Annotated in this window: 7 protein-coding genes and 1 tRNA gene; 5 read left to right on the top strand and 3 right to left on the bottom strand. The window is 48.0% G+C overall.

All coding sequences use genetic code 11. From position 1 onward, the window contains the following. The 4 genes from eno to FP827_06365 all read left to right on the top strand — a co-directional run. A partial coding sequence (gene eno / locus FP827_06380) for a phosphopyruvate hydratase (protein MBA3052693.1) occupies window positions 1-354 on the top strand: 354 nt, incomplete at its 5' end. A gap of 21 nt (window positions 355-375) precedes the next feature. Beyond that, complete coding sequence (locus tag FP827_06375; GenBank protein MBA3052692.1) at window positions 376-666, top strand: septum formation initiator family protein; 291 nt, start codon at window positions 376-378, stop codon at window positions 664-666. Window positions 667-714: 48 nt separating this feature from the next. Then, window positions 715-798: transfer RNA gene (locus tag FP827_06370), tRNA-Leu, on the top strand. 178 nt (window positions 799-976) lie between these two features. Continuing rightward, the gene (locus FP827_06365; protein ID MBA3052691.1) at window positions 977-1,513 is read left to right on the top strand and encodes a flavin reductase family protein; all 537 of its coding nucleotides are present in this window, start codon (window positions 977-979) and stop codon (window positions 1,511-1,513) included. A 30-nt stretch (window positions 1,514-1,543) separates the two neighbouring features. Here FP827_06365 and FP827_06360 read toward each other — a convergent pair whose 3' ends face one another. Further along, on the bottom strand, window positions 1,544-1,921 hold the full coding sequence (locus FP827_06360) for a DUF3795 domain-containing protein (protein ID MBA3052690.1): 378 nt from the start codon (window positions 1,919-1,921) through the stop codon (window positions 1,544-1,546). A gap of 79 nt (window positions 1,922-2,000) precedes the next feature. Here FP827_06360 and FP827_06355 point away from each other — a divergent pair, with 79 nt between their 5' ends. Beyond that, window positions 2,001-2,714, top strand: a complete 714-nt coding sequence (locus tag FP827_06355) for a DNA alkylation repair protein (protein ID MBA3052689.1) — start codon at window positions 2,001-2,003, stop codon at window positions 2,712-2,714. A 50-nt stretch (window positions 2,715-2,764) separates the two neighbouring features. Here the strand turns inward: FP827_06355 and FP827_06350 are convergent, their stop codons facing one another. Both FP827_06350 and FP827_06345 read right to left on the bottom strand, forming a co-directional pair. Next, entirely contained in the window at window positions 2,765-3,685 is a 921-nt protein-coding gene (locus FP827_06350) for an MBL fold metallo-hydrolase (GenBank protein MBA3052688.1), read from the bottom strand. A 41-nt stretch (window positions 3,686-3,726) separates the two neighbouring features. Then, window positions 3,727-4,245, bottom strand: a complete 519-nt coding sequence (locus FP827_06345) for an RNA methyltransferase (GenBank protein MBA3052687.1) — start codon at window positions 4,243-4,245, stop codon at window positions 3,727-3,729.

Here is a 4,245-nt window from a genome sequence, read left to right as displayed (position 1 = left end):
GTAAAACAGACGAAAAAACTCGGAAAGAAGATACAGCTCATCGGCGACGATCTTTTTGTGACGACCGTTGACCGGGTGAAGGAAGGCATTGCCAGGGGAGCCGCCAATTCCATTCTCATAAAACTGAATCAGATAGGCAGCGTGACGGAAACGCTGGATGTGATAAAGCTCGGCTATGACAACGGCTACAGATCTATGGTCTCACACCGTTCCGGCGAGACAGAGGACAATTTCATAGCGGACCTGACCATTGCGGTCAACTGCGGCCAGCTCAAGAGCGGAGCGCCGGCCAGAGGAGAAAGATTGTCAAAGTATAATCAGCTTCTCAGGATAGAGGAAGAGCTCAAGGCCTGAACGCCCGACGGACGGTCAAGAATGAATGATGAGCAGAAAAGAAGGCTGTTTTATCTGCTGGCGGTAGTGTTTTTTCTTGCCGCGGCCTTCGGAAATCAGCATTTCAGCAGATTTCTCATATACAGAAAAAACAGGAAGATCCTTGAGCTGAAGATAGCCGAACTTGACCGGCAGAACGCTGTTTTGAAAAAACAGCTTGAGATGTTCGAGAAGAATCCGGAAGCGGCTTATTACAAGCTCGCCCGCGAAAAATACGGGATGATAGAGCCGGGAGAGGTGAAGTACAGATTTATCGGCGGCGGCGAAGAATAGGGTGTTTCGCCGGAAGCTGAAAATTAGATATAATAATTTCACATCAGCGGGGGAGTGTTGGAATTGGTATACAAAGCGGACTTAAAATCCGCTGCTCGCAAGAGATTGAGGGTTCGAGTCCCTCCTCCCCCAAAATTTGCATTCGGGACTCGAAGGCGACCCGAAGCGCGTCCGGCGGACGATAATGAGCGCAGCGAATGACAGCGAGGGCGCCCGGCTTCGAAGGAGACGCGAGAGCGTCGGGAGAGAAGGAGTCCCTCCTCCCCCAAAAATATAATCACTGAAATTAATAAAGTAAGGAGGGCAGAAAATGGCTAAAGAAGAATTTCCTCTGTCAAAAGTTTACAGGCTGCTCGAGTCGGGGCCGGTGGTGATGGTCACGACGGAGAAGCTCGGCAAGCCGAATATAATGACTATGTCATGGCATATGATGATAGAGTTTGAACCGTGTTTAGCGGGTTTTGTCGTCAGCGATGAGAATTATTCCTTTGGTCTGCTCAAAGCGACGAAGGAATGCGGCATCAACATTCCTACGCTTGATATATCCGAAAAGACCGTGGGCTGCGGAAATACGACGGGCGCTAAAATAGATAAGTTCAAGGAATTTGACCTCACTCCCCGGAAGGCTTCAAAGATCAAGCCGCCGCTTATTGAGGAGTGCTACGCTAATCTTGAGTGCCGGCTGGTGGACACAAAGATGGTTTCCAAGTACGGCCTGTTCATTGTTGAAGTCGTAAAGGCCTGGGTGGATACCTCGGTGAAGAACCCGAAGACGATCCATCATCGCGGAGGACCGGACTTTATGGTTGCCGGAGATACGATAAGTATAAAATCAAAGATGAAATAGGCGCCGGCGACGGGAAATGGAAGATGGTTATCAGTTCAGAGAAGTTCCGCAGGAGAGACAAACTTTCCTATGGCAGGAAAGCGCCGCGCCGCATTTTGAGCAGGTCCATCGGGGAATTTCTTTCTGGACGAATTTCCTGATCCCGTTTGTTTTTATGAAGTTGAGATTCTCCAGCATACTCATTCTATATTTTGCCCGGTAGCGTTTGTCTAATTGCACGAGTCTGCGGCATGGATATTTTTTGCACGGGAAACAGTATTTTTTATTAGTGTTCTGAAATTCTATACAGTTTAATATGATACATTTTTTTCTTGTGCATCCGTCAGGTTTATTTCTATCATCTTCACTGCGGCATCCGGCGCATTTTCTATTTTCTCTCAGATGACCGATGCAAATATTGCAGTTCATGCCGCAGGGTGCTATCAGAGTGGTTTTCACGGTATTATTATATAATAAACGAGCGGATTTTTGTATAATCCGGAATCAAATGAGTAATAAAACGGATCAAATCATCAGGAAGCTCAAGGAACTGGGCGATAAAGATATAGCGCGGCATTCACAGCGATTCTTTAAAACAGGCAAGGGAGAGTACGGCGAAGGCGATATATTTCTAGGCCTGCGGGTTCCCGCAATAAGAGAATGTGTAAAAACATTTAAAGAAACATCTTTGGATGATACGCTTCATATATTGAAGTCACCTTTTCACGAAGCCCGTTTGCTTGCCGTATTGATGCTGGTGGACAAGTATTCCATGGTAAAGACAAATAACGAAAAAGAAGAAATTTACAGAGCTTATCTGAGCAATAGAGAATTCATTAATAATTGGGATCTGGTTGATAGTTCAGCACATTACATCGTAGGGCAGCATCTGTTTTTAAAGGATAGAAAACAGCTTTATAAATTGCTACGGTCTGCCAGCTTATGGGATAGAAGAATTGGAATAATGTCCACATTTTACTTTATCAAAAAAGATGTTTTTGACGATACACTGGCAATTGCGAAGCTGTTGCTCGAAGATACCGAAGACCTTATCCATAAAGCTGTGGGATGGATGCTGAGAGAAGTGGGGAACAGGGATAGAACGGCCGAAGAAAAATTCCTAAAAAAATATTATAAAGTTATGCCGAGAACTATGTTAAGATACGCAATTGAGAAATTTCCGGAAAAAGACCGGCAGGCATATTTAAAAGGAATCAAATAGTTAAACGCCAGCGGAAGTAAGAGCAGCGTATAGAGTCTATAGGGCAGGGTTTATTCGTAGCCGCCGGAGTATTCCCGTTCGTCTTCTTCGGGGGCGATGAATGAGGTTTTGTATGTTTTGCCATCGGTGACGATTCTGATTGTGCCGTCCCGGTCTGTTCGGTAAATGAGAGAGCCGTAACTTTCCAGTATTTTTATGGTGCTTCTGTTGGGATGCCCCCAGGTGTTCTGTCCGACGCAGATAAGGGAGACAATGGGCTGGGCCCAGTCCATGAACCAGTTATATGTCAGGGAATTCTTGGAGCCGTGGTGGGAAACCTTTAAAAATGTGCAGAGAAGGTCGTCTTTGTAGTGTCTCACGATTTGTTTGCCGGCTTCTTTTTCGGCGTCGCCCGTGAAGAGAAAGGAGACATCTTTGTAGGTCAGCTTGAAAACTATGGAGTTCTCGTTTGCGTGGGAATTGCCGCCCATTATGTATTTTTCCGGCGGGCTCAGGACTTTGATCTCGCAGTCTTTGTCCCAGTCGAGGATATCTCCGGCGTGCACCTCTATAAGGCCTATATCTTTTTTTTCAGCTATGTCCATTATCATCTCATAGTCCGCTTCCGAGGAGGTGAATCCCGAATCCACGAGGGTGCCCACATCAAATTCCCTGACAACCGGCCGTACGCCGCCTATGTGGTCGCTGTGGGGGTGGGTCATGATGATGTAGTCTATGCGTTTTACGCCCATCCTCTTGAGGAAGGGGACGACGATAGTCGTGCCGGCGTCAAAAGGGTTCCAGCCCACTCCTCCGGATCCGGCGTCCACGAGCACTGTTTTTCCGCCGGGAAGCTGTATGAGTGAGCAATCCCCCTGGCCGACATCAATAACGGTTACCGTCAGGAGCTTTTGGGGCGTTTTCGCGGGGGCGGCGGCCAGGCCTGAGGCGAAAATCGCTATGGCGGCGCAGTGCTTTATAAAACTTTTCATAATGCTGATTGTAGTAATTTAAGCGCGGGAGCGCAAAATTCTCAGTTTTTTCTGCGGCGGAATTCAGAACAGATTGCCGCCGCGGCGAGGGCGGCGTTGAGTGATTCGGCCTCCCCGAAAGATGGTATGGATATTTTAACGCCGGCGAGGGCTTTGATCTCTTCGGCTATGCCTTTTGACTCGTTCCCTATGATTATTATCCCGCGCGGGGAAAGTTTTGCCTCATATATGTTCCCGCCGTCGGTGGTTGAGGCGTAAACCGTTATTCCGGCCTCTTTGGCTTCGGAGAGGAAGATGACGGGGTCTGTGTAATGCACTTTTACTCTGAAAGCTGAGCCCATCGCCGCGGCGATGGCTTTAGGGTTGTATATGTCGCATGTGTCGGATGAGCAGACAACATTTTTTATGCCGAACCAGTCGGCGGCTCGGATGATGGAGCCCATGTTGCCGGGGTCCCTTATGCCGCAGAGGGCGAGTGTCAGTTCGTTTTTCAGCTCCGCCACGGACAGTTTGTACGAGGGTTTTTCGGCGCACGCCAAAATACCCTGAGGGCTTTTCAT

The organism is Candidatus Omnitrophota bacterium (genome assembly GCA_013791745.1).
Lineage (GTDB): Bacteria > CG03 > CG03 > CG03 > CG03 > CG03.
Note: the sequence above shows the minus strand (reverse complement) of the source record. Positions and strands in the feature narration are given on the sequence as shown.